The sequence below is a fragment of the Arthrobacter sp. UYCo732 genome (genome assembly GCF_040547265.1).
Lineage (GTDB): Bacteria > Actinomycetota > Actinomycetes > Actinomycetales > Micrococcaceae > Arthrobacter.
In genome coordinates this window covers 71,693-96,566 of the sequence record NZ_JBEPPJ010000006.1, presented here as the reverse complement: position 1 = coordinate 96,566, position 24,874 = coordinate 71,693, and the positions used below count along the sequence as shown (strand labels likewise).

The following is a 24,874-nucleotide window of genomic DNA, read 5'->3' as shown; positions in this document are numbered from 1 at the left end:
CATGGTTGCGCAAGTGGTGCGAACAGCGGCGGAACTGCGGGCGGCGAGTGCCGTGCTGCTGGCCGAACGAGGGGGCAGGTCCCAGGGCCTCGTGCCCACCATGGGAGCCCTCCATGACGGGCATGCCGCGCTGGCGCGGACCGCCGTTGAACAGAACGACGTTGTGGTGGCCTCCATCTTTGTGAACCCGTTGCAATTTGGCGACGCGGTGGACCTGGACCGCTATCCCCGGACGCTCGAAGCCGATGTCGGCCTGCTCGAAGAACAAGGTGTGGACCTGGTTTTCGCGCCGTCGGTGGACGAGGTCTACCCCGGCGGCGAGCCTTTGGTGCGCGTGACCGCCGGCTCCTTGGGGGAGAAATGGGAAGGCGCGTCCCGCCCCGGGCATTTCGACGGCGCCCTCACCGTGGTTGCCAAGTTGCTGCATTACGGGCTGCCCGGTGCAGGCCTCCCGCCCGCCGGCGCGTTCGTCACGGGCGGCGGCGCCGGACTGCCCGCCTACCGTGCGTACTTTGGCCAAAAGGATGCCCAGCAGTTGGCGCTGGTTCGCCGTATGGTGTCGGACCTGAACTTCCCGGTCGAGATTGTTGCCGTGCCTACGAAGCGGTCCGCGGAAGGGCTCGCGTTGTCCAGCCGCAACCGCTTTCTGTCCGACGGCGAGCGAGAAGCAGCCTTGGTGCTGTCGCGGGCGCTGCGGCTTCTTGAGGCGCATGCCAATGCCCATGAACCCCTCGACCTCGACGCGGCCCAGGCCCTGGTCGCCTCACAGCCGCTGGTGGAACTGGATTACTTCGACGTGGTGGATCCAATGACCCTCGAACCGCTCGCCGAAAACTGCCGGAAAGTGCCCTTCCGAGGCGAGGGCCTGGCGCTCATCGCGGCCAGGGTGGGACCGGTCCGCCTGATCGACAATGCGCCGCTCAGTGCCTGATTCCCATGCGGGTACATTTGGGCGGGTCCCCGGCTTGATTGCGCGCGGCGCTGAGTCATCGTGGCCAGTGCGGGCATCCTATAACGTTGATTCGCCCATTGGTGCCCGGTTGAGCATCAACTGCTGGAGGAGTGCACGTTCGGGACGGCCGGGGTTCTGGGCCACGCAACGGCGGAGCCTGGCCCTGGCCAGCTCTTCGCCGGGTTCCGTTCCGTTGAGCACTTCATCGATGATTTCCTGTGCCTGCCAGCGAAGGGACTCACGGGCGAACTGCCGTACCTCGGCTGACGCCGCGGTGGTTTCAATCCACGGGTCGGGGTCGTTGCATGGGATAAACTCGAACGTTCGCTCTGCTGACATTGGGGCCTCCTTGCACCAGACCGAAAGGTCCTGGAAGGGGCCTGTCGGCGTCAAAAGCACTTTCGTTTGTAAAGACAATACAGTGAGTAAGACCGGTCTGTCTGTACCCGAGGTAAACTAATATCACGATGAATCGCGATGGAGAAACCACACTGCCGCCTGCGGATGACCACGCAGCGCTGGCGGGCCGTCGTGCCGATTCCCACGAGCGGATCCTGGCCGTGGCCTACGATCTTTTTTCTCGCCGTGGGGTCCGCGACGTTGGCGTTAATGAACTCATTGAACGCTCGGGCGTGGCCAAGGCAACGTTCTACCGGCACTTCCCGTCCAAGGATTCGCTCGTCCTGGCGTTCCTCGAGCAGCGCGACCAACTGTGGACCGTGGATGCCATTGTTGCCCAGGCGAAGCTCCGTGGCACCACGCCCAAGGATCAGTTGCTGGCCATCTTCGACGTTTTTGGTGAATGGTTCCGCCAGGACGACTTTGAAGCCTGCTCCTTCATTAACATCCTGCTTGAAATGGGTCCGGCGCACCCGCTGGGCCTCGCCAGCATTGATTACCTGTCAAGGATCCGGGGGCACGTGCAGGCCCTCGCCGAGCAGGCCGGTCTGGACCGCCCGGAGGATTTCGCCAGATCCTGGCACATCCTCATGAAGGGGTCCATCGTCTCCGCCTCCGAAGGTGACACGCTTGCGGCGAAACGCGCCCAGCAGATGGCCGGCTGGCTGATCGAGCACCACAGCGGCTGAGCGGCGGCGCGCTTCATGCGTCCCTCGGTGCCGTCTCGAGGCATTGCCAGTTAGTCTGCTTGCTTAGAATGTCAGAACACAACATCGCAGGCAAGAAGGTCGCTTTCCTGTTGACGGACGGCGTGGAGCAGATTGAACTCGCCAGCCCGTGGCAGGCGGTCAAGGATGCCGGCGGCGAAGCAACTCTGGTGGCTCTCGCAGGCGGGCGTCTGCAGGTGGGTGAACCCGTGCCGGTGGAAGAACGGCGCCGTGCGAAGTCCGGTGGCCCGGCGTCCGCCGAGGCCATGGATGTGGATAACCCAGGAACCGGGGTCGGCGCCGGGAACGAACCAGGCCGGCGCAGGCCCTGGGAGGGTGATGTCGTCGAAAGGCAGACCAGCTGCTGCAGGGCCCGGGTAGACGTATCCGGACACGTACCCCGAAGTATCCGGCGCAAGCTGGCCTGCGAAGATCGCCTCCACCCGGCGGGTGACTGTGCCGGTCTTCGTGTCGCTGAATAACACCTGGCCGATGCGGGCATGGCCAGAGTGTTGGCCCCAGAAGAGGCTGAAGACGCCGGCAGCCAAGGTGTCGCGGTCGGCACGAAGCGTGACAGTGCCGTCGCCGGAATCCACAATCCTGATTCGTTCGCGATGCCGGCCCGGCGGGGTGACCAGAGCCTTTGCTATGTGAAGGCTCACCCAGCCCGCCAGGGATGCCGCGGCAGCAGCTGCTGCGCCGAGGAGGATCCGGATGTTCACAATTGCCAAAGTATCGGGGTTTCGCCGACGCAACGCGGGGTCACTGAGCGCCCGTCCGGACCACCGCATTGGGCGTTTAGTGACCCCGCGTTGCTTTGGTGGAGGTCAGCCGGCGAAGAACTCGCTCAGCTCGGTGATGAGCTTGTCCGGGGCGCGGAGGACGCCGTCGTGCCCGGAGCCCTGCAGGATGGTGTAGCTGGAGCCGGAGAGGACGTCGTGGATCTGGCCGCACGCCACACCAAAGTAGGCCGGGCTCTTCTCACCCACCACGATCAGGGTTTCCAGCGGCAACTCCAGGAACGGTTCGGCAGGCATGTCCGCGGCGATGATCGCCTTGATCTCCCGGACACCGGTGCGCATCATGTCCCGCATCTGCTTGCCCAGGTGGGTGCCGGCGGTGAGCTTGTTGGCGATGGTCAGCATGGACAGCGGCATCCGGGAGAAGGCGCCCGTTTCCAGGCCCTTGGTCAGGACGGCCAAAGCTCGGTCATCGTCTCCGGCGGCAGTGGCGCGCTCATATTCCGTAGTCCAGTCGGCCTTGACGCTGTGGTTTACGGACACGGCGGGGTCGTAAACGGCCAACCGCTCCACGGGGAGTGTGCGCGCCGCGTGCAGGGCCACCGCGCCGCCGAAGCTGTGGCCAAACACGTCAGTGCTGGACGTGTGCTTCATGACGGCGTCCAAGTCCCGGATGTCCGCATCGAGGGTGTAATCCCCAGCCTGCGGCGAGGATGTACCCCGGCCGCGGCGGTTGAACGTGTGCACCGGCCGGCCCAGAGCGGCGCTGAGTTTCTGCGCAAACCGGGTGTAATCGGCCGCCGTCACCATGGAGGCGGGCACCACCACCACGCCGGAGCCGGCAGACGCCAGTTCCGAACCCGTGGTGAAGAGCTCCAGAGTGCCGCCGTCGGGGGTCGTGATTGTCTCGCGCGTCATCATCCGAGCCTAGTCGAGCAACCTGCGGAATGTCTCAGCCGGTGAAGTACTCGGCGATGTCCGTGACCAGTTCCTTCACTGCGGCCGGAACGGAGCCGTGAAATCCCTTCGGCGAGAGCTCGAACGTGCTGCCGGGGACGGCCGCATGCAGGCGCTGGGCAGTGACCTTGTAGTAGCGCGGGCTTTTACCGCCCGCCATGAAGTGCGTGTTGGCGGGCAGGACGGTGAAGTCCCGAGCGTGCTCGGCTTCGTCGTAGGCGGCTCTCAGCTCGCCCACCCCCGTGGGCATCAGCTCCAGTGCCAGCCTGTTAACCTTGGTCCGGGAGACCACCGCCATCAGCCCTGCGAGGACCGGTTCGGGGACTTTCGACAACGCGGTGGCCGGCTGCATGCCCTTCTTTAACCGCGCCATGGCGTGGCCCAAGTTGCCGGCATTGACCGCGGCCTCAAAGGCCTCCAACCACGACGTATCGATGCTGCCGTCGATGTTCACAGCCGCGTCGTAAACCGCCAGTTTGTCCGGCTCGTGCGGCGTTCCCACGGATTCCTGGACGGCATTCAGGGCCACCGAACCCCCGAGGCTGTGGCCCAGGAGGTTGCGCGCGCCAGTGGCATCCATGATCGTACGGACATCGGCGATCTCCGTAGCCATCGAGTAGCCGGCAGGCTGTTCCGTGGACTTGCCGCGTCCGCGCCGGTCATAGACGTCCACGGCCCACCCCTCGCCCAGGCCCTTGGCCAATGCCATCGAGAACGGCCGGTAGATCAGCGCCGTGAGGAAAGCTCCGCCAATCACCACCACCCGGCGCTCTCCCGGGGCATCCTCGGTGCCGTAGCTGTATAGGGCCAGCCTGCCGCCGTCGTGCGTGGGGACTTCCTGTTCTTTCACGGTTCCCATCCTAGGTGGGTGCCGCTGCGCCCCGCCGGCGATGCGCGTTACCGCCGCCGCCCCAGCGACCGGGCCTGGCCGTCGCTGGCGTTGATGAACCGGGCAATCCGCACAGCCAGCCCTTTGCCGGGCCGGATGGGTCCCTCATGCAGCTGTCCCGGGACCACCCGGAAGTCGATGGACGGGACCGCAGCGGCGAGTTGCCGGCCCGTTTCGGCGAAGTACGCCGGGCTCCAGCCGCCGCTGAGCATCAGGATGGGTGAGGTGAGGGCGGTGAAATCACTTAGTTCGGCACCGGCGTCGATCACGGCGCGCATTTCCTTGACGGCGGTGGGCAAAAGTTGCCGCATCTCTGTCCCCAGATTGGTCCTGGCGGACAGGATGCTCAGCATGCGCAGCGCGCCCAACGGCAGGTAGGACAGCGGGCCGGCTGTGCCCAGGCCCTGGACCAGGTGTGCCCAGGCATGATTGAGCTGGCCCGCCGTGACGGCGTCCTCAAGCTCGGGCCGCCAGCGGTGACTGAGGTTTCCGGACAGTGACACCGCGGCGTCGTAAGTCACCAGCCGGCCGATCGGCAGGGTCCGGGCGGCCTGCAGCGCCACGAAGCCGCCGTAGCTGTGCGCAACAACATCCCTAGAGCCCGTTTCGTGCATGACCGCACCGAGGTCGCTGACCTCAGTTTCCGCCGAGTAGCCGGCTGGCTGCGGCGAGGACCCGGCCCGGCCACGCCGGTTGTAGCAGTGCACCGGGCGCCCCAGCAGGACGCTGAGCTTCCGCGCAAAAGGGCGGTAGAGGGCGTCGGTGACCAAAGTGCCGTGGACAAGTACGACGCCGGGACGACCCGCCGTCGTCGGCTCCTGTTCCGCAGGGGTGAGGAACGAGTGCCCCTCGATGTGGCCGCCGTCCGACGTTTCAAGTTTCCAGGACTCCACAGCCCGAGTCTATGCCCACCTCCCCTCGGAGTTTTTGTCCAGATAATCCACGTCCGGGGGCCATCTGGGGGCATTATCTGGACAAAAACTCGGGTGGAAGGGTGGACTGGGCGCCGGAAGCCGGTCAGCGGAACTCCCGGTAAACTTAGGGATTGTGACTTCCCAAAACACCCCCGCCCCCCAAAATGCCCCAGAGCCCCTCGACGCCAGCGAGCAGATGCGCATCCGCATGGAGAAGCGCGCCAGGCTGATCGAGCGCGGCACCGAGGCGTATCCGGTGGGTGTGGAACGCACACACTCCCTGACAGAGATCCGCGAAAAGTACGCGCACCTCGAAGCCGACGAGACCACCGGCGACGTTGTGGGCGTCACCGGCCGCATCGTTTTTGTGCGCAATACCGGCAAGCTATGCTTCGCCACCCTGCAGGAAGGCGGCGTAGACGGCAAGGGCACCCGGCTCCAGGCCATGCTGAGTCTCGCCAATATAGGTGAGGAAGCGCTGGCCGACTGGAAGGCGCTGGTGGACCTGGGCGACCACGTCTTCATCAAGGGCGAGGTCATTTCCTCCCGCCGCGGCGAGCTGTCCGTGATGGCCGAGTCATGGTCCATGGCGTCCAAGGCGCTGCGCCCGCTGCCTGTGCTGCACGCGGAACTGAACGAGGAAACCCGGGTCCGGCAGCGCTACGTGGACCTGATGGTGCGCGACGAAGCCCGCGAAATGGTCTACACTCGCGCCGCGATCACGCGCTCCATCCGCGAGAGCCTGTACCGCCACAACTATGTTGAGGTGGAGACCCCCATCCTGCAGCTGGTTCACGGCGGCGCCCTGGCGCGCCCGTTCGAGACGCACATGAACGCGTTCGACCAGAAGATGACCCTGCGCATCGCCACCGAGCTTTACCTCAAGCGCGCCGTGGTGGGCGGGATCGACCGGGTCTACGACATGGGCCGGGTTTTCCGCAACGAGGGCGTGGACTCCACCCACAGCCCCGAATTCACCACCCTTGAGTGCTACGAGGCCTGGGCGGACCAGTTCGTGATGGCCGAACGCATCAAGGAGATCATCCTTGACGCCGCGGACGCGGTGGGTGCCGGCCGCACCCTCCAGACGGAAGCCGGGGAGATCAACCTCGACGGCGACTGGGCCTGGGTTTCGGTTTACCCGGGACTGTCCGACGCCGTTGGCCAGGAAGTCACGCCGGACACTTCGCTGGAGGTGCTGCGCGAGATCGCCGCGAAGCATGAGGTCAAGGCGGACCCGAAATGGGATGCCGAGAAACTGGCGGTGGAACTGTTCGGCGAAATTGTGGAACCCACGCTCCTGAACCCCACGTTCGTTTACGATTACCCGCCGTCCGCCCAGCCGCTCGCCCGGCCGCACCGCGAGGACGGGCGGCTGATCGAAGCCTGGGACCTCATCATCGGCGGCATGGAACGCGGCACGGCTTTCTCCGAACTGATTGACCCGGTGATCCAGCGCGAGCGGCTCACCGAACAGTCCCGGCACGCGGCCGCCGGTGATGTCGAGGCCATGCAGCTGGACGAAGACTTCCTCCGCGCCCTCGAATACGGCGCCCCGCCCATGGGTGGAATCGGCCTGGGCATCGACCGCCTGGTGATGCTGTTCACGGGCGCAGGCATTCGCGAAACTATCCTCTTCCCGCTCCTGAAGCCCGAAGGAAACTAATTATGGAATATGTAGCCGTACTGCTGCCGTCATTGGTGGTGGGCCTGATTTTCTGGTTTGCCATGAAATCAATCTTCAATGCCGATAAGTCCGAGCGGCAGGCGGAGGCGCGCGCCCAGGCCGACGCTGAAGCAAGTGCCGCCAGGCCATTGAACGGCCAAGACCCGGAATCCAGTAAATAGATCGAAAGTTTTTACTGTGGATTTCCGCAGGAACCAAATGGAACTTTGACGCGTTGCCATTAAGAGGGTCATACTTTTGTAGGGACATCCTGCTTTTTTGACAACCCGCTCCTTTCCAACAGGAAGACTATTTAATGGCTCAGAAAGTAAACATCGTCCTCGTCGATGATCTGGACGGGGGATCCGCTGACGAGAATGTCCGGTTTGGCCTTGACGGGGCCGGTTACGAAATCGACCTCTCATCGGCAAATGCTGCGGAACTGCGGTCAACCCTTGAACGTTTCGTTGCGGCCGCACGTAAAACGACTGCGGGGCGCACTACCCGCACCAAACCGGCCGTGCAGGCCCGTGGCAACGATTCGGCCCAGATTCGCCAATGGGCCCGGGATAACGGCTACACGGTTAACAGCCGCGGCAGAATTCAGGCTGAAATCCAGGAAGCCTACCAAAAGGCTAATTCCTAGGGGCAGTGTCTCTTTGAGTTCTAAAGACCCTGTCCCGCCGTTTGGCGGGACAGGGTTTTTTGATGCCAATTGAATGGAAGGCCGGGCTGTTCACCTGCGGATATGGCAATGCCATGAATAATGGGCCGTTACAGCGAAGCCCACGCAATACTGGGCGCCACCAGGGCAGCCAGCGACAGCCAGGTGCGGTGGATGTTCCAGAGGGTCCACCGGCGTTCGAAGGATTTCCTGCCGGTGGCGGCATTTCCGGACGCTGGCCTGTCGTGGAGTTTGTTATTGAGGGGGATGTTCACGCCGCTGGTAATGCCCAGTGTGGCCGTGTAGCAGGCCAAGGACACCAACGCAGGCAGCGCACTGTCAGCCCATTGGCCCACGACGAGGCTGCCGTGCCCGCCAAGGCCACTAAAGTCCCCACGAAGCTCGGCGCAAACACCGGGTTCTGGATTGCAGTGTTAATCCGGGACATGGCGCTGACAAAAGTTGCATCATCAGTGGCGCGCAGTCCCGGCATCACTGAACGGGCGCAGGAGTAGTGAACGCGCCATGTTTCCCCTGTGGCGAACACGCTCCACAACTCGGGATCGGGCACGTAGCATCAAAGTACGTTGTAGCTAGGAGTGTGGCGAAATGTTTGAGCGATTTACGGACCGTGCCCGTCGCGTCGTTGTGCTTGCCCAAGAAGAGGCACGCATGCTGAACCACAATTACATTGGTACCGAACACATCCTCTTGGGGCTGATCCATGAGGGTGAGGGTGTGGCCGCCAAGGCGCTTGAGTCCTTGAGCATTTCGCTCGATGGCGTCCGCGAGCAGGTACAGGAGATCATCGGCCAGGGCCAGCAGGCCCCGTCCGGCCACATCCCCTTCACGCCCCGCGCCAAGAAGGTGCTGGAACTCTCCCTGCGCGAAGCGCTGCAGCTGGGCCACAACTACATCGGCACGGAGCACATCCTGCTGGGACTCATCCGCGAGGGTGAGGGCGTTGCTGCACAGGTGCTCGTCAAGCTCGGTGCTGACCTGAACCGGGTCCGCCAGCAGGTCATCCAGCTGCTCTCCGGCTACCAGGGCAAGGAAACCACCGGCGCAGGCGTCGGCCCGGGCCAGCCCGAAGGCACCCCTGCCGGTTCCGTGGTCCTGGACCAGTTCGGCCGCAACCTGACACAGGCTGCGCGCGAGAACAAGCTGGACCCGGTGATCGGCCGCGAGTCCGAAATGGAACGCGTGATGCAGGTCCTGTCGCGCCGGACCAAGAACAACCCCGTCCTGATCGGTGAGCCCGGCGTTGGCAAGACCGCCGTCGTTGAGGGCCTCGCGCAGGCGATCGTCCGCGGCGACGTCCCGGAAACCATCAAGGACAAGCAGCTCTACACCTTGGACCTTGGGTCCCTGGTGGCCGGTTCCCGGTACCGCGGTGACTTCGAAGAGCGCCTGAAGAAGGTCCTCAAAGAAATCCGCACCCGTGGCGACATCATCCTCTTCATTGACGAGATCCACACCCTTGTTGGTGCAGGTGCCGCCGAAGGTGCCATTGATGCTGCATCGATACTCAAGCCCATGCTGGCCCGCGGTGAACTGCAGACCATCGGCGCCACCACGCTGGATGAGTACCGTAAGCACATCGAGAAGGACGCTGCGCTGGAGCGCCGCTTCCAGCCGATCCAGGTCAAGGAGCCTTCTGTCGCACACGCGATCGAGATCCTTAAGGGCCTGCGTGACCGCTACGAGGCGCACCACCGCGTGACCATCACCGACGGCGCCCTCGCCTCGGCCGCCAGCCTCGCCGAACGCTACATCTCGGACCGCTTCCTGCCGGACAAGGCCATCGACCTGATCGATGAGGCTGGCGCCCGGTTGCGCATCCGCCGGATGACGGCCCCGCCGGAGCTTAAGGCCATGGACGAGCGGATCGCCCAGCTGAAGATGGAGAAGGAATCAGCCATCGACGCGCAGGACTTCGAAGGCGCTGCGTCGCTCCGGGACAAAGAGCAGAAGCTAATTACCGAGCGCGCCGAGAAGGAACGCCAGTGGAAGTCCGGCGGCATGGACGACATCTCCGAGGTGGATGAGGATCTCATCGCCGAGGTTTTGGCCAACTCCACAGGCATCCCGGTGTTCAAGCTGACCGAGGAAGAGTCCTCGCGCCTGCTGAAGATGGAAGACGAACTGCACAAGCGAGTGGTGGGCCAGAACGAGGCCATCAAGGCGCTGTCCCAGGCGATCCGTCGCACCCGTGCAGGCCTGAAGGACCCCAAGCGTCCCGGTGGTTCGTTCATCTTCGCCGGCCCCACCGGCGTCGGCAAGACCGAACTGGCCAAGGCCCTGGCCGAGTTCCTGTTCGGTGAAGAGGATGCCCTCATCACGCTGGACATGTCCGAGTACTCCGAAAAGCACACGGTTTCGCGGCTCTTCGGTGCCCCTCCGGGCTACGTCGGCTACGAAGAGGGTGGCCAGCTCACCGAGAAGGTCCGCCGTCGCCCGTTCTCCGTGGTCCTGTTCGACGAAGTGGAGAAGGCACACGCCGACCTCTTCAACTCACTCCTGCAGATCCTCGAAGACGGCCGCCTGACCGACTCCCAGGGTCGCGTGGTGGACTTCAAGAACACCGTCATCATCATGACCACCAACCTGGGCACCCGGGACATCTCCAAGAGCGTTGCCACCGGCTTCCAGTCCGGCACGGACACCCAGACCGGGTACAACCGGATGCGTGCCCGCGTGACGGAGGAGCTCAAGCAGCACTTCCGCCCGGAGTTCCTGAACCGTGTGGATGACGTTGTGGTGTTCCCGCAGCTCACCCAGGACGAGATCATCGAGATCGTGGACATGTTCGTTGGCCGGCTGGAGAAGCGCCTCCAGGACAAGGACATGGGCATCGAGCTCACACCCGCGGCCAAGGTGCTCCTGGCAACCCGCGGCTACGATCCTGCCATGGGTGCCCGGCCGCTGCGCCGCACCATCCAGCGCGAGATCGAGGACCAGCTCTCCGAGAAGATCCTGTTCGGCGAGCTCCACGCCGGCGACATCGTGGTAGTGGGTGTGGACGGCGAAGGAGACGACGCCAAGTTCACCTTCGCCGGCAACGCCAAGCCGCGCATCCCGGAGATCGCCCCAAGCGTCTAAGCACCAAACCGAAGCCCCGCCCGTTCCACAAGAGCAGGCGGGGCTTTCGTGTGCCGTGTGTTGGGCGGCGTCCGCGAAGGTACCGGCGCCATTTGCCGCTTGCTGCTCCTTTGTCGCTCTGACGCAAGCTACACAAATGTCTGGGAGCCGGGGCCGGACCCGGCGGTCGATTCCGACCCTGACCCCGCAGACGGCCGCCGTAGGATTGTGGGTGTGACTGACTCCTTCCGTATCCGCCCTGCCCGTACCGGCGACGTACACGCCATCAAAGCCCTCGTGGCGCCGTTGGCCGACCGACGGATCCTGATGGCAAAGGAAACGGTGGCCTACTACGAGAGCCTGCAGGAATTCCGGATCGCCGAGTCGGCCGACGGTGTAGTCATTGGCTGCGGCGCCCTGCACGTGATGTGGGAGGACCTTGCCGAAGTACGCACCTTGGCCGCCTCGGATGCATGGCGCGGCAAGGGAGTGGGCCACGTGCTCGTGGAAAGCCTGCTCGAGGAGGCGCGGGCGCTCGGCGTGGACCGCGTCTTCTGTCTCACCTTCGAGGTGGATTTCTTCAAGCGCCACGGCTTCGAGGTGATGGCGGACCAGTCTGCGGTGGACCCGGTGGTCTACTCGGAGCTGCTCCGCTCCCATGACGAAGGCGTGGCTGAATTCCTGGACCTGGCCCGGGTCAAGCCCAACACCCTGGGCAATACCCGAATGATCAAGGCCCTCTAACCCTGCCCGCCGTAAACGGACTTCACTTTCCGTTTGTTTTAGTCGAATTGATGGATAAACTGAGCGGGCTGCAGTTTGGGGCCCGCCGGTACGGGACGGTCATTGGGGGCTGTCCCTTACCTCAGCCCTGGCGGCGGGAGACGGGAGGCTACCGGAGTACATGCTGCGGTAGTAGGGTCAAAGTGCATCGTGTAGGACGAGCCCATACCCAGGAGTTCTGCCATGAAAAAGCTCATCAATGACCCCCGTTCCGTAGTTGACGAGTCGGTGGAGGGCTTTGGCCTTGCCCATGCCCACCTCGTCACCGTCAGCGCGGACCCCAAGTACGTCACGCGCAAAGACGCTCCCGTGGCCGGGAAGGTCGGACTCGTTTCCGGCGGGGGAAGCGGCCACGAGCCGCTGCATGCCGGTTACGTCGGGAAGGGAATGCTCGACGCCGCCGTGCCGGGGGCGGTGTTCACCTCACCCACGCCTGACCAGATCCTTCCGGCGACGCTTGCCGTTAACTCGGGTGCCGGCGTCGTGCACATAGTGAAGAACTACACCGGCGACGTCCTGAACTTTGAGACCGCCGGCGAACTGGCTCAGGCCGAGGGCGTGGAGGTCCGCACGGTCCTCGTCAACGACGACGTGGCGGTGGAGGATTCGCTGTACACGGCCGGACGCCGCGGAGTAGGCGGAACGGTCCTCGTGGAGAAGATCGCCGGCGCCGCGGCTGAACGGGGCGACAACCTCGATGCAGTGGCCGCAATCGGCGACCGTGTCAACAGCAACGTCCGCACCATGGGCGTCGCGCTGTCGGCGTGCACGGTGCCGCACGCCGGGGTGCCGAGCTTCGACCTGGCGGACGACGAGATCGAGATCGGCATCGGGATCCACGGCGAACCCGGCCGGCACAAGATCCCGATGGAGAATGCGGACGGCATCACCGACCGGCTGCTGGAGCCTGTCCTCAGCGATCTGGGCATTGCCGCTGGCGAGAAGGTCCTGCTGTTTGTCAATGGAATGGGCGGCACTCCGTTGAGTGAGCTGTACATCGTATACCGCCGTGCGGTGCAGGTGATCGCGGATCGGGGAGCCACTGTGGAGCGCTCACTGGTAGGTAACTACATCACCGCACTGGAGATGCAGGGTTGTTCCATCTCGGTGCTCCGGCTCGACGATGAACTGACGCAACTGTGGGACGCCCCGGTGCACACGGCTGCGCTGCGTTGGGGAGTATAGCGATGCTGCTCGACGTCAAGTGGGCCGTGAAATGGCTGACGATGTGCGCCGAGGCGATGGCCGAGAACCGGGTGTGGCTCATAGAGCTGGACCGCGCCATCGGCGACTCGGACCACGGCGAGAACATGGACCGTGGCTTCCAGGCCGTCCTGGCGAAGCTGGCTGAAGCCCCGCCGGAGACGCCTGGCGCGGCACTCAAACTTACGGCCATGACCTTGATGTCCAAGGTGGGCGGTGCCGCCGGACCGTTGTACGGCACGGCCTTCCTGCGTGCCTCCACTGCCCTCGGTGATGCACTCGAGGTTGACCCGGCAGCCCTGGCCACTGCACTGGTTGCTGCCCGTGACGGGATCGTGGCCAGGGGCAAGGCGAAGTCCGGCGACAAGACCATGGTGGATGCGTGGACGCCCGCGGCCGAAGCTGCCCAGGCCGCCGCTGCCGACGGCACTGGCAATGCCCTGGCTGTGCTGGTGGCTGCCGCCGAGGCCGCCGAAGCGGGCGCGGTGGCAACGGACCCGCTGGTGGCCCGCAAGGGCAGGGCCAGTTATCTGGGGGAGCGGAGCGCCGGCCACCGCGACCCCGGCGCCGCCTCCAGCGCGTTGATTCTCCGGGCCGCCGTCGGGGCCGCAGCATGACAGTACGCCTGGTGGTGGTCTCGCATAGCGAAAAAATCGCCGACGGTGCCGTGGAGCTTGCCGCCCAGATGGCGCCCGACGTCCTGATGGTAGCCGCCGGGGGCACCGCGGACGGCAGGATCGGGACGAGCCTGGAGAAGGTCATGTCGGCGCTGGATCAGACTGCAGGCGGCGACGGTGTGGTGGTTTTGACCGACCTTGGCTCCGCCGTGATGACGGCGGAATCGGCGCAGGAACTCGCGGGGGACCCGTCCGGGGTGCTCCTCGCGGACGCACCCTTGGTGGAAGGCTTGGTAGCTGCCGCAGTGGCCGCCCAGGGCGGCGCGGACATGCAGGCCGTCAAGCGGGCCGCCGAGGCCGTGTATGCCTGCGGTCCGGCGTCCCCCGTCAGCTCCGTCGCGGAAGGTTCGGTGACAGGTACCGGACCGGAATTCACCGGTGACTTCGAGCTCATCAACCAGGCCGGCATGCATGCCCGCCCGGCGGCCAAGCTCGCGGGCGGCCTGGCGGCCCTGAACGCGGAAGTTACAGTCAACGGGGTGGATGGCGCCTCCATGACGTCACTCATGACCCTGGCCGCGGGTAAGGGGTCCATGCTGCACGTTGAGGCCTGGGGACCGGACGCGGAACGCGCCATGAACTACGTGGGCGGCCTGGTCCAGGCAGGCTTCGGCGAGCCGTAAGCGTCCGCAGTTCTGGGCTGGTCAGGGTTGCTTGAGGCTCTTGCGAAGCCGCCGGGGGTGCGAGCCCAGAAGCAAGTATGTGCCGGCCCCCATGAGAAGGAAGCCGCCGACGCCGACCACGATGATTTGCGTGCTGACGCCGGTGATCAGCAAAACCAGCCCGAGCAGGCATAAGGCCAGCCCGAGAAAGGTCCTGGCACGGAGCCTGGACCTGATGGAACCTGACGAAAGTCTTTGCGCGAGCTGCGGATCGACCGCCGCCAGATCCGCCTCCAGCTCTTCCAGCTGCTTGCGCTCCCGATCTGATAGCGGCATCGGAACCCCCGTCTGGCGTCCAGTAACTCTCTAAATCTAACATTCGCAGTGTTAGTAAACCTGACGCTAAGAGTGTTGTCGACGGAAGTCAATACCCGCTGGGGGCGGGCGCCGCTGGCCCGGATTGGCGGGTATTTTTCTGCCAGGCCCGCTGGCCGGGGCCGCACGGAACTGAAGGTCAGGAGCTCGCCCGCAACCCCTCGGCGTCGAGCACTACAGACGCGCTGACGAACCTTCCGCAGTTTTCGCCAAAGGGGAAGTTGCCGTGCGGCCGGAATTCGAGCGTACGGACCGGCAGGGCCCTCCCGTCGGGGGCGTTCCCGGTGGCGGTCACCGCCATCGTGGCCTCCGTGAGGGAGTCCAGGAACAGCATGCCCGTCAGCGTCCCGTCCGGCGAGGCGGTGGCCGAGCAGCTGCCGTCGGGGGTGCAGCCCTGGTCCACGGAGACAGATCCCGGGCGGAGTTCCACGGCGTCTTCCTTGCACACGCCGTCCTGGCACGCCTTAAGGCGGAGGGTGGCCACCTCAGGCACGTAGGAAACCGGAATGGTCACCGAGACCACTGTCGCCTGGGCGATCGCCGGGCAGCGCCGCGGGCCCGGATAGTAGTAGCAGCTGGAGGCGAGAACCGTCGTTGTCAGCAGTGCCAGAAGCAGTCCGGACTTGCGCATACTTCAGCGTAGGACGGGCACCCGCGGGGCGGCACGGCTACCGGGAAAGTGACCCAAACATTGTTATGGCCGCCGCGCCAAAGAGCACCAGAATGAGACCCGTCGCCAGGCGGCCCTTAGCAATAACGAAACCCCGCAGCGTGGATTCGGCCGGCCAGGCCGGGTTGTACACCACGGCGATGCGCTCACCGATGATCGCCTGGTCCTGGCTGTAGATGTCGGACTGGCCCAGCCGGCGTTTGCCGTTGGCGTCCTCGAATTCGTAAGACGGCGCAAAACGGTCCCGGCCGTTGCTCCCCGGTCCGTCCTTGCCGTGCAGGTTGCCGGTGACAGTGGCGGAGGCGTGCGACCACCCGGCCATGGAACGTTTCCGGCGGAATGACGCGGCGAGGGGCAGCCCTGCCAGGATCAGGCCCAGAATGAGGAAAAGTCCGGGCAGCACCATAAAAAGCAGTTTCAGGAAATCCACGGTTCAGTCCAGCGGGAAGGCGCCGACAACCCAGAACAGCAGCAGGCAAAACAGCGCGAAGAACGGCACCAGGCACCCGAGCACCATTTTGGATTCAGAAGCTACCTGGAACGACTGGTTGGGATTGGCCGGGTTATACGCCACCTCCACCAGCGATCCCGGTACCTGCTGGTTGCGGTACGAAACCTCGGATTCGCCGGCATACAGGGTCCCGTTCGGGTCGGCGAACCGGAACGTGGGGTAATATCGCCGGCTCTGTGATGAGCCGCCGCTGCCACCGCTCCAGCCGCCCACGTTGCCGGTGACGGTGGCCTGGACTTTTGGCCAGCTGGCGATCAGTTTTTCCTGGCGCCTGGTTTTCCGCAGCGAATGGATCAGCGCGAAAATGACGCCGGCCACGAACAGGGCCCAGATGATGTACAGCACGATTCTCATAGATGTCCCCCGATACGAGTCACCAGAAAGTATGCCACCCGGGCCACGGACGGCCCTAAAAATGCCTTAGGCAGGCAGCCGGTAACCGCCCTGGTGCAGCTCGACCAGCCCGTCGCCCAGCAGCCCGGCCAGCGCACGCTCCAGCTGTTCGGGGGCGGATTTCAGCCGGTGCAGCGCGGCCAACGGCACGCCGATGCCCTCCGGTGCGAAGCCCAGGTCCGCGGGCTCCTGCTGGAACATTTCCGCCGGAACCGGGGTGTCCGCCAGCCGCAGCACAGCCATCACGGCGCCCCGGACCTGACGGTCCGTACCGTGCCACGCCTGGCCTTTGGGGATGTACGACGGCGGCGGCTCGCCGGCTGCCAGCCAGGCGCAGGAGTCGCGCACCGGGCAGGCCGCACACTTCGGCGCCCGCGCCGTGCACACCAGTGCCCCCAGCTCCATGACCGCGGCGTTCCAGCGCACAGAAGTGCCGTCGTCGTCGGGCAGCAGTTCCGCGGCGAGCCGCATCTCCGCGGCGCTCAGGGACGGGGAAGGGAGCGCGACGCCGGAAATGAGGCGGGCGTGCACCCGCCGGATGTTGGTGTCCACCACAGTCTCACGGCGTCCAAAGGCGAAGGCAGCCACAGCCGCGGCCGTGTAGCTCCCCACGCCGGGCAGCGCAAGGAGCTCAGCGTAATTACCGGGGACTTCACTGCCGTGGTCGCGGACGATGGCTGCGGCGGCTGCGTGCAGGCGGAGCGCGCGGCGGGGGTAGCCGAGCCGGCCCCAAGATCGGACTGCTTCGCCCGCGGGTTCTCCCGCAAGGCCGGCGGGGGTGGGCCAGCGCTCCAGCCATTCGTGCCAAACCGGCAGCACCCGCACCACGGGGGTCTGCTGCAGCATGACCTCACTGACCAGGATGCCCCACGGTGAGCAGTCCGGTTCGCGCCAGGGAAGCTCCCGCGCCGTCTCCGCGAACCAGCCCGTGATCCGGCGGTGCAGTCCGCTGAGTTGGCCGGCACCGGGCCCATCCATGGCGGGCTGGATCGGAACGTGCGCGGCGTCAGGGGCATCAAAGGGAGCGGCGCCCGCGGGCAGTGCTGGGGAAAGGGTTGTAGCGTCGATCCCCACACTGTAGTTGATGCCTCGCGGGCGATGCCAAAGTGCCGGCAAGGCGGCCGCATGACCGCCCGCATGACCGCCGCCGGCAAACTGTGACCTTAGCGTTGGCTGGGCGACGGCGTGGTGGGCAGGCAGAATCCGGCCGGTTCTTTAGCCTAGAAGGATGGGCAGGCAAGACAATTCATCACAGCGCAGCACGGCATCCGCTTCCGGTTCCCGGACTGGTTCCGGTGCGCCGCGCACGCCGAGCCCTGCCGTCTACCGCCGCCGTCGACTGTTTGTGGGCATAGCCCTCCTGATTGTGGTGGGCTTGGCGTTTAGCGTCTTTGCCGCGGCCGGCGCTTTCAACGGCACAGAGAAGGCGTCGTCCACCGCCGCCAGCCCGGACGCCACCGGAGAGGCCCCCGTTCCCAGCGGGTCGCCGTCGGCCTTGCCCAGTAACACCCCGACTCCCACGCCCACACCGACGCCCACCTGCAACCAGAACCTCGTCACCGTTTCGGCGTCCACTGACAAGGCCGCGTACGGCCCGGATCAAAAGCCGCTGCTCAGCCTGAAGGTGACCAACGGGGGCACCACGCCCTGCGAAGTGAACATAGGGACGTCCCAGATGGAGTTCCTGGTGACCAGCGGAGCGGACAGGATTTTCTCGTCCAAGGACTGCCAGGCAAAGAGCGAAGACCTCGTGAAGACCATTGCGCCGGGCGCCAGCGAGACGGCCAACTTCCCGTGGGCCATGAACCGTACACTCGAAGGATGCAAGCCCATCGAGGCGAAGCCCGGCGGCGGCGGGGCCTACTACATCTACACGGCCAAGCTTGGCTCGAAAGCCAGCCCCAAAGCAGTGTTCCAGCTCAACTGACCATGCCGTTCCCCTGAGCCCACGCCGGCAGGGAGCCGGTAGGGACTTGCGGGGCCGGGGGTGCCGGTGGGGACTAGCCGGTGGGGATCAGAGGAAGCGGTCCAGCAGGCTTGCTTCGGCCATCCGGCTCAGGCCCTCGCGGACGGTGCGGGCGCGCTGGTCGCCGATGCCGTCAACGGTCATCAGGTCATCAATGGAGGCAGCCATCAGGAACTGCAGGCCGCCGAAGTGGTCCACCAGGCGGTCGGCCACGGCTTTGGGAACTGCCTTGAGGCCGGAGAGGAGCCGGTAACCGCGGGGCTGCACCACGGCGTCGAGCGTGTCCACACCGCCGGCGAAACCGATGATCCCGGAGATCTTGCCGAGGTCGATCAGCTCTGTGGGGCCCAAGTGCACCAAGGCGCTCACAGCCTTTTCGATGTCGTCGGCGGAAGCGTCCGGGCCGGCGTAGTCGCGGATAATGACATCGCTGCCCGGGCCACGGCCCACGGTCAACTCATCCAGCTGGAGCGACAGCAGCCGGCCGTCCTCGCCGAGTTCCAGGACGTACTGCGAGATTTCCTCGGAGATGCGGCGGACCATTTCCTGCCGCTGCAGGGTGACGGCGACGTCGCGGACGGTCACCATGGCCTCGATCTCCAGGGCGGACAGCGAACTGGTGACCTGGTCCAGGCGCGAGCGGTACCGCTCCAGCGTGGCCAGGGCCTGGTTGGCACGGGCCAGGACCTTTTCGGATCCCTCCAGAACGTGCCGGAGGCCGTTGACGTAGAGCGCAATGATCTGCATGGACTGGCTGACGGAGATCACCGGGACGCCGGTCTGGATGGCTACTCGCTCGGCGGTGCGGTGCCGGGTGCCGGATTCCTGGGTCTCGATGCTTGAATCAGGGACCAGTTGGACGGCGGCGCGCAGGATGTTGCCGGCGTCCTTGTCGCAGATGATGGCACCGTCCATTTTGGCCAGCTCGCGGAGCCGTGTGGGGGAAAAGTCGATCCCGATGTCGAAGCCGCCGGAACAGATGGATTCGATGGTCCGGTCGATCCCCAGCACGATCAGTGCGCCGGTCCGTCCGCGGAGAATGCGCTCGAGTCCGTCCCGCAGCGGCGTTCCCGGAGCCACTCTGCCGAGAGTCGCCTTGAGCGATTCTTCAGGGCTCCGCGCCATAGGTGTTCCCTTCAAAGGTGCGGACCAGCGCCCGCAGAATGCCGGAAGTCACGCTGAGCCGGCAGGACCAAAAGTACTCATTTTTCTGCTAGGTCAATGATAGGGGTAAAAAATCCGAACAACCGCACGGGCAAGCCCCAAAGTGCCCCATGCGGGGGTGCCGTCCAAAGGCGCGGAACACGTTCGACAGCGGGTGGCCGGGCGGGCACTTTGTAGGTCAGCGGGTGTGGGGCGGGAAAGTCAGGCGGACTGGGCTCAGCGCCTCCCCGACGTTGTATTGACCGCCCAGCAGCAGGCGCCCCTGGCCGGTCAGCGACGCCAAGAAAACGACTGACCCGGACGCAGCGCTGTCCCCGGACGCGGAACCATCCCGGGAGCCGCCGTCGGACCCCGCGTTTGCCACGCACATTCAGCGTGGCAAACGGGAGGAACTTGTCAGTGTCCCGGCCGCCGCGCTGCCTGAGGTGCAGCGTGCAGCCCCCTTCGGTGAGTTCAATCCGCGGATCCCGGAGTCAGACGTCGAGCATTCCCAGTGGCCCGTCAGCCGGACCGCACCCTGGAACTGCAGTGTGCCCGTGGATAGATTTGCCAAAGCAGCAGGTGCGGCGCCGTCCCAGGGAAAGGCAAATTCCGCCCCGGTCCGGACTGCGGGCGCCACTGCCTTTGACGGCCCAGCTCAATCCTGATTCGTTAACCAACGCAACCTCCAGCAGTCCGTCTTGGCCGCCGCCGCTCCTCGGTGGGCACGCGGGACTCAGAGCGTATGACATCCGAAAAGCGAATGGACAACATTGTGACTATTCATTCGGCGGCGTGCATAGTGGCGAGGAAGCGTGCAGTGAGGAGATTTCCTGCCCGCCGGCTGAAGTGAGGAAGCAACCGGCGCTGCGATAAACTTGGAACTTGGCTGACAGAGAGCCACGCTTTACCTTAAGGCCTGACGAGTGCCCTGGGGTATCCCCATCGCAGCGAAAGTAGCACCGTGTCCCAAGATGTCCTTAGCCCCGCCCGGGTCCACGAGATTCACAAACAGGCGGCCCGGCGTCGGACCTTTGCTGTTATTTCGCACCCTGACGCCGGCAAGTCCACGCTTACCGAAGCATTGGCGCTGCACGCGAAAGTGATAGGTACCGCCGGTGCCTCAAGCGGCAAGGCCAACCGCAAGGAAACGGTCTCGGACTGGATGCAGATGGAGAAGGACCGCGGCATCTCCATCAGCTCCGCCGCCCTGCAGTTCTCCTACCGGGACACCGTCATCAACCTGCTGGACACCCCCGGCCACGCCGACTTCTCCGAGGACACCTACCGGGTCCTCGCCGCCGTCGACTGCGCAGTGATGCTGGTTGACGCGGCAAAAGGCCTGGAAACCCAGACAATGAAGCTGTTTGAGGTCTGTAAGGCGCGGAACCTGCCCATTATCACCGTGATCAACAAGTGGGACCGGCCCGGCCTGGACGCTCTGGCGCTCATGGACGAGCTAACCGAGCGGACCGGCCTGCAGCCGATGCCGCTGACCTGGGCCGTGGGCATCTCCGGTGACTTCCGCGGCGTCTGGGACCTCCGCCAGGACCGCTTCGCCCGCTTCCAGCGCAACAATTCCGGCGCCAACATCGCGCTGACGGAGTACTTCACGCCGGAAGAGGCCGCCGAGAGCCAGGGCAACAACTGGACCGACGCAGTAGACGAGGCCGGCCTGGTCATCGAGTCCAATCTTGAATTCGACGTCGAAGCCTTCCATGCAGGCACCGCCACCCCCATCCTGTTCAGTTCCGCCGCCCTGAACTTCGGCGTGAAGGAACTGCTGGACGCACTGGTGGATTTCGCACCGCCCGCCGCACCCCGCCCGGACATCGAGGGCAGCCCGCGCCCGGTTGAATCGTCCTTCTCCGGCTTTGTCTTCAAGGTCCAGGCCGGCATGAACAAGGCCCACCGCGACCATGTGGCCTTCATCCGCGTCTGTTCGGGTGTCTTTGAACGCGGCATGGTGGTCACCCAGACCCGCACCGGGAAGTCGTTCGCCACCAAATACGCCCAGCAGGTGTTCGGCCGCGAACGCGAGGTCATTGACGAGGCCTACCCCGGCGACGTGGTGGGCCTGGTGAACGCCTCCACGCTGCGCGTAGGCGACAGCCTGTTCCTCGAAGGCGCGGTGGAGTACCCGGCCATCCCGCTGTTCGCCCCGGAACACTTTCAGGTGGCCCGGTCCAAGGACCCCAGCAAGTTCAAGCAGTTCCGCCGCGGCATCGAGCAGCTCGAGCACGAGGGCGTCATCCAGGTGCTCCGCTCCGACGTCCGCGGCGACCAGGCGCCGGTGCTTGCCGCCGTCGGACCCATGCAGTTCGAAGTGGTGGAGGACAGGATGGCGCATGATTTCAGCGCGCCCATGCGGCTGGAACGGCTGCCGTACTCCATCGCCAGGATTTCGACGGCGGAAGCCATGCCCGCGCTCGCCAACGTGCCGGGCGCCGAGGTGCTGTTGAGGTCCGACGGCGAATACCTCGCCTTGTTCAACGACGTCTGGGCCCTCCGCCGGATCGAGAAGAACCACCCCGATCTGACCCTCATGCCCATCGGCACCCACAATCCCGCGAAGTAGAGTCCAATGACTGCAGTCCACCCACGCGCGCTGATCACCGGCGTCGGCACCATCAATCCGCTCGGCTCCACCGCGGCCGAGACCTGGTCCGGCCTCGTGACCGGGAAATCCGGGATCGCCGCGCTGGATGCTGACTGGGCGGCGCAGCTGCCCGTGCGGATGGCCGGGCAGGTCGCTGCCGACATGTCCGAGCACCTCACCACCCGCGAGCTCAAGCGGATGGACCGGTGTGGCCAGCTGGCGCTGGTGGCTGCCCGCGAAGCCTGGCACCAGGCCGGCGCGCCGGACGTGGACCCTGAGCGGTTTGCCGTGGTGATCGGCTCTGCCTACGGCGGCCTGGGCTCCACTTTGGAGCAGGACCGGGCACTCGCGAGCGGCGGCCCCCGCCGCGTTTCGCCGCACACCCTTACCCGCCTGATGGTCAACGGCCCGGCAGCCTGGGTGTCCATTGACCTTGGCGCCCGCGGCGGAGCCCGCACACCGGTCAGCGCGTGCGCGTCCGGCGCCGAAGCCATTGTCCAAGGCGCCGAAATGATCCGTTCGGGAGCGGCCGACGTCGTCATTGCCGGCGGTGTGGACGCCTCCGTGAACGACCTGGTGATCACCGGGTTTTCCCAGATCCGCGCCTTGTCCACGCGCAACGATGAGCCCCAGCGGGCATCCCGCCCGTTCGACGCCGGCCGCGACGGTTTTGTCCTCGCTGAAGGCGCCGGGATTGTGGTGCTTGAGAGTGAGGCGCATGCCCGGGCACGCGGCGCCGCCGTCCTCGGCGCAGTAGCAGGCGGAGCGGTCACCTCCGATGCCAACGACATCGTGGCGGCGGATCCGGCCATGCAGCAGCGCGTCATGCAAAAGGCCCTGGCCTCGGCTGGATTGCAGGCTTCGGACATCGGATTCATCCACGCCCACGCCACCTCCACGCCGGTAGGGGACCGGCTGGAAGCGCAGGCCATCAACGCCATCTTCGGCGCTGACGTGCCGGTGACCTCTACCAAGGGCCACACCGGCCACCTGCTGGGCGGTGCCGGTGCACTCGCCGCCGTGGTGGTGGTCCAGGCCCTGCAGGCCGCCCAGCTGCCGGGCACGGTGAACATCGAGGCGCTGGATCCCGAAGTGAACCTGAACGTCGTCACCGAAAACTCCCGCACGCTGCCGTCCGGTTCAGCCCCCGCCGGACTCGTAAACGCCTTCGGCTTCGGCGGACACAGCGTTGCGCTGGTGATTACGGGGAGCTGACCGTCGCAGCCGCTCGGTGAAGGTGCGCCCTGGGACAACTCGGGCGATTCCCCCGAATCTGGCTGGTTCGCCGGCGCCAAGAGCTTCAAGCCCCGCAACAAGTTTTAATCGGAACCACCATTCAACAGCTCCTGTCCCGGGCGCCGTCGATGGGGGAGCGGACGACGCCGTAATCGGCCTGTGCCCATTCAAGGAGGCACCATGACGGCAGCCAAACACGAAAACCACAACCACGCCGTCACGCCTGCCCACGAACGCAACCAGCCGGAAGAGTTCGTCCACACGCCATGGGCAGGGTGGTACTAGGAACAATGCGCCCTCGTCGCCGGCCTGCCTGCCGCATAGGCCCGACCGTCCGACGGCCTAGCCGATCAGCAGGCTCAGCGCCTCCGTCAGGTGCTCCACTTCCCGCACGGAGAAGCCCGCCGGGACGGGGCCAGGCCCGTTATGGCTGGCCGGCACCACGGCGTGCGTGAAGCCCAAGCGGTGGGCCTCCTGGATGCGCTGGTTGATGCCTGGCACAGGACGCACCTCACCGGCCAGGCCCACTTCACCGAACGCGATCAGCCGGATGGGCAGGGGCTTGCGGGCCTTGGCCGAAGCCACTGCCAATGCAATAGCGAGGTCCGTGGCGGGTTCGCTGAGCTTCACGCCGCCCACCGTGGCCACGTAGGAGTCGTCCTTGTGCAGCAGGCAACCGGCACGCTGCTGCAGGACGGCCAACAGCATGGACACCCGGGAACTGTCCAGCCCGCTGGTGGCGCGGCGGGGCTGCGAGTTGGGGCTCTCGGCCAGCAGCGACTGCACTTCGGCCAGCAAGGGCCGCCGGCCTTCCATGGTCACGGTGATGCAGGTGCCGGACACAGGCTCCTTGGTGCGGCTGACGAACAGCCCGCTGGGGTCCGTGAGCCCTTCAATTCCGTTCTCGTTCAGGTCAAAACAGCCGACGTCGTCCGTGGGCCCGTACCGGTTCTTCACCGCGCGCAGCATCCGGAGCCGGGAATGGCGTTCACCTTCGAACTGGCACACCACGTCCACGAGATGTTCCAGCAGCCGTGGCCCTGCAATGGACCCATCTTTGGTCACATGCCCCACCAGCAGCGTGGTCATGTTGCGCCGTTTGGCCGCCGCGATGATGGACGCTGCCACCTCACGCACCTGGGACACGCCGCCGGCACTGCCGTCCACGTCCGCGCTGCTGAGGGTCTGGACCGAATCCACAATGAGCAGCCGCGGCTCGATCTTTTCGACCTGTCCCAGAGCCTGCCCCAGGTCCGTTTCCGCTGACAGGTACAGGGAATCGGCGACGGCGTCGATCCGCTCGGCGCGCAGCTTCACCTGCGCGGCGGACTCCTCGCCGGTCACGTACAGGACGTCCTGCGCGGTCCGGGCGAACTTCGCGGCGACATCCAGCAGCAGCGTGGACTTGCCCACGCCCGGCTCGCCGGCCAGCAGGATGACTGCGCCGGGGACCAGTCCGCCGCCCAGGACGCGGTCCAGTTCGTCCACGCCGGTGGGCAGGAAAGCCGCGGTCGTGGCGTCCACCTCGGCAATCCGGCGCGCCGGCTCCACAACCGTTGTGGCCGCCGTCGTACGCGCAACCGCGGCGCCCGTTTCTTCAACGGTGCCCCACGCCTGGCACTCACCGCAGCGCCCCACCCACTTAACTGTGGTCCAGCCGCATTCGGCGCACTTGTATGCGGGCGCCTTGGCGGCGCGGGAAGTCTTTGTTGCCATGCGTTCCACCTTAACCGTGGGGGCGGACATT

At 65.5% G+C, this 24,874-nt stretch carries 25 protein-coding genes and 2 pseudogenes; 14 read left to right on the top strand and 13 right to left on the bottom strand.

Going from position 1 to position 24,874, the window contains the following annotated elements; genetic code table 11:
* Position 1 precedes the first annotated feature (1 nt).
* Entirely contained in the window at positions 2 to 931 is a 930-nt protein-coding gene (locus tag ABIB45_RS10915; protein ID WP_354215878.1) for a 4-phosphopantoate--beta-alanine ligase, read from the top strand.
* A gap of 78 nt (positions 932 to 1,009) precedes the next feature.
* Here the strand turns inward: ABIB45_RS10915 and ABIB45_RS10910 are convergent, their stop codons facing one another.
* On the bottom strand, positions 1,010 to 1,291 hold the full coding sequence (locus ABIB45_RS10910; protein ID WP_354215877.1) for a hypothetical protein: 282 nt from the start codon (positions 1,289 to 1,291) through the stop codon (positions 1,010 to 1,012).
* 128 nt (positions 1,292 to 1,419) lie between these two features.
* Here ABIB45_RS10910 and ABIB45_RS10905 point away from each other — a divergent pair, with 128 nt between their 5' ends.
* Positions 1,420 to 2,040 (top strand): TetR/AcrR family transcriptional regulator, encoded by a 621-nt coding sequence (locus ABIB45_RS10905; protein ID WP_354215876.1) that lies wholly within the window; start codon positions 1,420 to 1,422, stop codon positions 2,038 to 2,040.
* A gap of 68 nt (positions 2,041 to 2,108) precedes the next feature.
* Positions 2,109 to 2,255: pseudogene (locus ABIB45_RS10900) on the top strand (peptidase C56); the annotation flags it as partial.
* Positions 2,256 to 2,462: 207 nt separating this feature from the next.
* On the opposite strand, the pseudogene ABIB45_RS22595 reads toward ABIB45_RS10900, so the two are convergent.
* The 4 genes and pseudogenes from ABIB45_RS22595 to ABIB45_RS10885 form a co-directional block, all read right to left on the bottom strand.
* Positions 2,463 to 2,849, bottom strand: a pseudogene (locus ABIB45_RS22595) (DUF8805 domain-containing protein); the annotation flags it as partial.
* Positions 2,850 to 2,885: 36 nt separating this feature from the next.
* Complete coding sequence (locus ABIB45_RS10895) at positions 2,886 to 3,716, bottom strand: alpha/beta fold hydrolase (RefSeq protein WP_354215875.1); 831 nt, start codon at positions 3,714 to 3,716, stop codon at positions 2,886 to 2,888.
* Between the two features lie 34 nt (positions 3,717 to 3,750).
* On the bottom strand, positions 3,751 to 4,614 hold the full coding sequence (locus ABIB45_RS10890; RefSeq protein ID WP_502914528.1) for an alpha/beta fold hydrolase: 864 nt from the start codon (positions 4,612 to 4,614) through the stop codon (positions 3,751 to 3,753).
* A 38-nt stretch (positions 4,615 to 4,652) separates the two neighbouring features.
* The gene (locus ABIB45_RS10885) at positions 4,653 to 5,537 is read right to left on the bottom strand and encodes an alpha/beta fold hydrolase (RefSeq protein ID WP_354215873.1); all 885 of its coding nucleotides are present in this window, start codon (positions 5,535 to 5,537) and stop codon (positions 4,653 to 4,655) included.
* Between the two features lie 154 nt (positions 5,538 to 5,691).
* Here ABIB45_RS10885 and lysS point away from each other — a divergent pair, with 154 nt between their 5' ends.
* The 3 genes from lysS to ABIB45_RS10870 all read left to right on the top strand — a co-directional run bounded on the left by lysS (position 5,692) and on the right by ABIB45_RS10870 (position 7,870).
* Positions 5,692 to 7,224 carry a lysine--tRNA ligase gene (gene lysS / locus ABIB45_RS10880; protein WP_354215872.1) on the top strand — a complete coding sequence of 511 codons (1,533 nt, stop codon included), beginning with the start codon at positions 5,692 to 5,694 and terminating at the stop codon, positions 7,222 to 7,224.
* Between the two features lie 2 nt (positions 7,225 to 7,226).
* Positions 7,227 to 7,406 carry a hypothetical protein gene (locus ABIB45_RS10875; RefSeq protein ID WP_354215871.1) on the top strand — a complete coding sequence of 60 codons (180 nt, stop codon included), beginning with the start codon at positions 7,227 to 7,229 and terminating at the stop codon, positions 7,404 to 7,406.
* Between the two features lie 134 nt (positions 7,407 to 7,540).
* Positions 7,541 to 7,870, top strand: a complete 330-nt coding sequence (locus tag ABIB45_RS10870) for a histone-like nucleoid-structuring protein Lsr2 (protein WP_354215870.1) — start codon at positions 7,541 to 7,543, stop codon at positions 7,868 to 7,870.
* A gap of 128 nt (positions 7,871 to 7,998) precedes the next feature.
* Here ABIB45_RS10870 and ABIB45_RS10865 read toward each other — a convergent pair whose 3' ends face one another.
* Positions 7,999 to 8,244, bottom strand: a complete 246-nt coding sequence (locus ABIB45_RS10865) for an anthrone oxygenase family protein (RefSeq protein ID WP_354215869.1) — start codon at positions 8,242 to 8,244, stop codon at positions 7,999 to 8,001.
* Between the two features lie 253 nt (positions 8,245 to 8,497).
* On the opposite strand from ABIB45_RS10865, the gene ABIB45_RS10860 reads away from it, so the two are divergent.
* The 5 genes from ABIB45_RS10860 to dhaM all read left to right on the top strand — a co-directional run bounded on the left by ABIB45_RS10860 (position 8,498) and on the right by dhaM (position 14,255).
* The gene (locus tag ABIB45_RS10860) at positions 8,498 to 10,990 is read left to right on the top strand and encodes an ATP-dependent Clp protease ATP-binding subunit (RefSeq protein WP_354215868.1); all 2,493 of its coding nucleotides are present in this window, start codon (positions 8,498 to 8,500) and stop codon (positions 10,988 to 10,990) included.
* A 213-nt stretch (positions 10,991 to 11,203) separates the two neighbouring features.
* Positions 11,204 to 11,713, top strand: coding sequence for an amino-acid N-acetyltransferase (locus ABIB45_RS10855; protein WP_354215867.1), 510 nt, complete (start codon positions 11,204 to 11,206; stop codon positions 11,711 to 11,713).
* Between the two features lie 222 nt (positions 11,714 to 11,935).
* Positions 11,936 to 12,937, top strand: a complete 1,002-nt coding sequence (gene dhaK / locus ABIB45_RS10850; RefSeq protein ID WP_354215866.1) for a dihydroxyacetone kinase subunit DhaK — start codon at positions 11,936 to 11,938, stop codon at positions 12,935 to 12,937.
* A gap of 2 nt (positions 12,938 to 12,939) precedes the next feature.
* The gene (dhaL, locus tag ABIB45_RS10845; protein ID WP_354215865.1) at positions 12,940 to 13,572 is read left to right on the top strand and encodes a dihydroxyacetone kinase subunit DhaL; all 633 of its coding nucleotides are present in this window, start codon (positions 12,940 to 12,942) and stop codon (positions 13,570 to 13,572) included.
* Positions 13,569 to 14,255, top strand: a complete 687-nt coding sequence (gene dhaM / locus ABIB45_RS10840) for a dihydroxyacetone kinase phosphoryl donor subunit DhaM (RefSeq protein WP_354215864.1) — start codon at positions 13,569 to 13,571, stop codon at positions 14,253 to 14,255. Before dhaL ends, dhaM begins: the two co-directional genes overlap by 4 nt.
* Before the next feature lie 21 nt (positions 14,256 to 14,276).
* On the opposite strand, the gene ABIB45_RS10835 is transcribed toward dhaM, so the two are convergent.
* The 5 genes from ABIB45_RS10835 to ABIB45_RS10815 form a co-directional block, all read right to left on the bottom strand.
* Positions 14,277 to 14,570, bottom strand: coding sequence for a DUF3040 domain-containing protein (locus ABIB45_RS10835; RefSeq protein ID WP_354215863.1), 294 nt, complete (start codon positions 14,568 to 14,570; stop codon positions 14,277 to 14,279).
* A gap of 178 nt (positions 14,571 to 14,748) precedes the next feature.
* Complete coding sequence (locus ABIB45_RS10830) at positions 14,749 to 15,240, bottom strand: hypothetical protein (protein ID WP_354215862.1); 492 nt, start codon at positions 15,238 to 15,240, stop codon at positions 14,749 to 14,751.
* Between the two features lie 37 nt (positions 15,241 to 15,277).
* A complete protein-coding gene (locus tag ABIB45_RS10825) occupies positions 15,278 to 15,709 on the bottom strand; it encodes a DUF3592 domain-containing protein (protein ID WP_354215861.1) in 432 nt (143 codons plus the stop codon).
* Between the two features lie 3 nt (positions 15,710 to 15,712).
* A complete protein-coding gene (locus ABIB45_RS10820; protein ID WP_354215860.1) occupies positions 15,713 to 16,144 on the bottom strand; it encodes a DUF3592 domain-containing protein in 432 nt (143 codons plus the stop codon).
* A gap of 66 nt (positions 16,145 to 16,210) precedes the next feature.
* Complete coding sequence (locus ABIB45_RS10815) at positions 16,211 to 17,161, bottom strand: iron-sulfur binding domain-containing protein (protein ID WP_354215954.1); 951 nt, start codon at positions 17,159 to 17,161, stop codon at positions 16,211 to 16,213.
* 250 nt (positions 17,162 to 17,411) lie between these two features.
* Between ABIB45_RS10815 and ABIB45_RS10810 the strand changes: the two genes are divergently transcribed.
* Entirely contained in the window at positions 17,412 to 18,110 is a 699-nt protein-coding gene (locus ABIB45_RS10810; protein ID WP_354215859.1) for a hypothetical protein, read from the top strand.
* Positions 18,111 to 18,197: 87 nt separating this feature from the next.
* Here ABIB45_RS10810 and disA read toward each other — a convergent pair whose 3' ends face one another.
* Positions 18,198 to 19,274, bottom strand: coding sequence for a DNA integrity scanning diadenylate cyclase DisA (gene disA, locus ABIB45_RS10805; RefSeq protein ID WP_354215858.1), 1,077 nt, complete (start codon positions 19,272 to 19,274; stop codon positions 18,198 to 18,200).
* A gap of 982 nt (positions 19,275 to 20,256) precedes the next feature.
* Here disA and ABIB45_RS10800 point away from each other — a divergent pair.
* Together ABIB45_RS10800 and ABIB45_RS10795 are read left to right on the top strand one after the other, a co-directional pair.
* Positions 20,257 to 21,870 (top strand): peptide chain release factor 3, encoded by a 1,614-nt coding sequence (locus tag ABIB45_RS10800; protein WP_354215857.1) that lies wholly within the window; start codon positions 20,257 to 20,259, stop codon positions 21,868 to 21,870.
* Positions 21,871 to 21,876: 6 nt separating this feature from the next.
* On the top strand, positions 21,877 to 23,106 hold the full coding sequence (locus tag ABIB45_RS10795; RefSeq protein ID WP_354215856.1) for a beta-ketoacyl-[acyl-carrier-protein] synthase family protein: 1,230 nt from the start codon (positions 21,877 to 21,879) through the stop codon (positions 23,104 to 23,106).
* A 363-nt stretch (positions 23,107 to 23,469) separates the two neighbouring features.
* Here the strand turns inward: ABIB45_RS10795 and radA are convergent, their stop codons facing one another.
* Positions 23,470 to 24,843: a DNA repair protein RadA gene (gene radA, locus ABIB45_RS10790; protein ID WP_354215855.1), complete on the bottom strand. Its 1,374-nt coding sequence runs from the start codon at positions 24,841 to 24,843 to the stop codon at positions 23,470 to 23,472.
* Positions 24,844 to 24,874 lie beyond the last annotated feature (31 nt).

Coding starts and splice junctions, on each gene's coding strand:
- ABIB45_RS10915 (WP_354215878.1), top strand. CDS start 2: ATGGTTGCGCAAGTGGTGCGAACAGCGGCGGAACTGCGGGCGGCGAGT.
- ABIB45_RS10910 (WP_354215877.1), bottom strand. CDS start 1,291: ATGTCAGCAGAGCGAACGTTCGAGTTTATCCCATGCAACGACCCCGAC.
- ABIB45_RS10905 (WP_354215876.1), top strand. CDS start 1,420: ATGAATCGCGATGGAGAAACCACACTGCCGCCTGCGGATGACCACGCA.
- ABIB45_RS10895 (WP_354215875.1), bottom strand. CDS start 3,716: ATGACGCGCGAGACAATCACGACCCCCGACGGCGGCACTCTGGAGCTC.
- ABIB45_RS10890 (WP_502914528.1), bottom strand. CDS start 4,614: ATGGGAACCGTGAAAGAACAGGAAGTCCCCACGCACGACGGCGGCAGG.
- ABIB45_RS10875 (WP_354215871.1), top strand. CDS start 7,227: ATGGAATATGTAGCCGTACTGCTGCCGTCATTGGTGGTGGGCCTGATT.
- ABIB45_RS10870 (WP_354215870.1), top strand. CDS start 7,541: ATGGCTCAGAAAGTAAACATCGTCCTCGTCGATGATCTGGACGGGGGA.
- ABIB45_RS10860 (WP_354215868.1), top strand. CDS start 8,498: ATGTTTGAGCGATTTACGGACCGTGCCCGTCGCGTCGTTGTGCTTGCC.
- dhaK (WP_354215866.1), top strand. CDS start 11,936: ATGAAAAAGCTCATCAATGACCCCCGTTCCGTAGTTGACGAGTCGGTG.
- dhaL (WP_354215865.1), top strand. CDS start 12,940: ATGCTGCTCGACGTCAAGTGGGCCGTGAAATGGCTGACGATGTGCGCC.
- dhaM (WP_354215864.1), top strand. CDS start 13,569: ATGACAGTACGCCTGGTGGTGGTCTCGCATAGCGAAAAAATCGCCGAC.
- ABIB45_RS10835 (WP_354215863.1), bottom strand. CDS start 14,570: ATGCCGCTATCAGATCGGGAGCGCAAGCAGCTGGAAGAGCTGGAGGCG.
- ABIB45_RS10830 (WP_354215862.1), bottom strand. CDS start 15,240: ATGCGCAAGTCCGGACTGCTTCTGGCACTGCTGACAACGACGGTTCTC.
- ABIB45_RS10820 (WP_354215860.1), bottom strand. CDS start 16,144: ATGAGAATCGTGCTGTACATCATCTGGGCCCTGTTCGTGGCCGGCGTC.
- ABIB45_RS10815 (WP_354215954.1), bottom strand. CDS start 17,161: ATGGATGGGCCCGGTGCCGGCCAACTCAGCGGACTGCACCGCCGGATC.
- ABIB45_RS10810 (WP_354215859.1), top strand. CDS start 17,412: ATGGGCAGGCAAGACAATTCATCACAGCGCAGCACGGCATCCGCTTCC.
- disA (WP_354215858.1), bottom strand. CDS start 19,274: ATGGCGCGGAGCCCTGAAGAATCGCTCAAGGCGACTCTCGGCAGAGTG.
- ABIB45_RS10795 (WP_354215856.1), top strand. CDS start 21,877: ATGACTGCAGTCCACCCACGCGCGCTGATCACCGGCGTCGGCACCATC.
- radA (WP_354215855.1), bottom strand. CDS start 24,843: ATGGCAACAAAGACTTCCCGCGCCGCCAAGGCGCCCGCATACAAGTGC.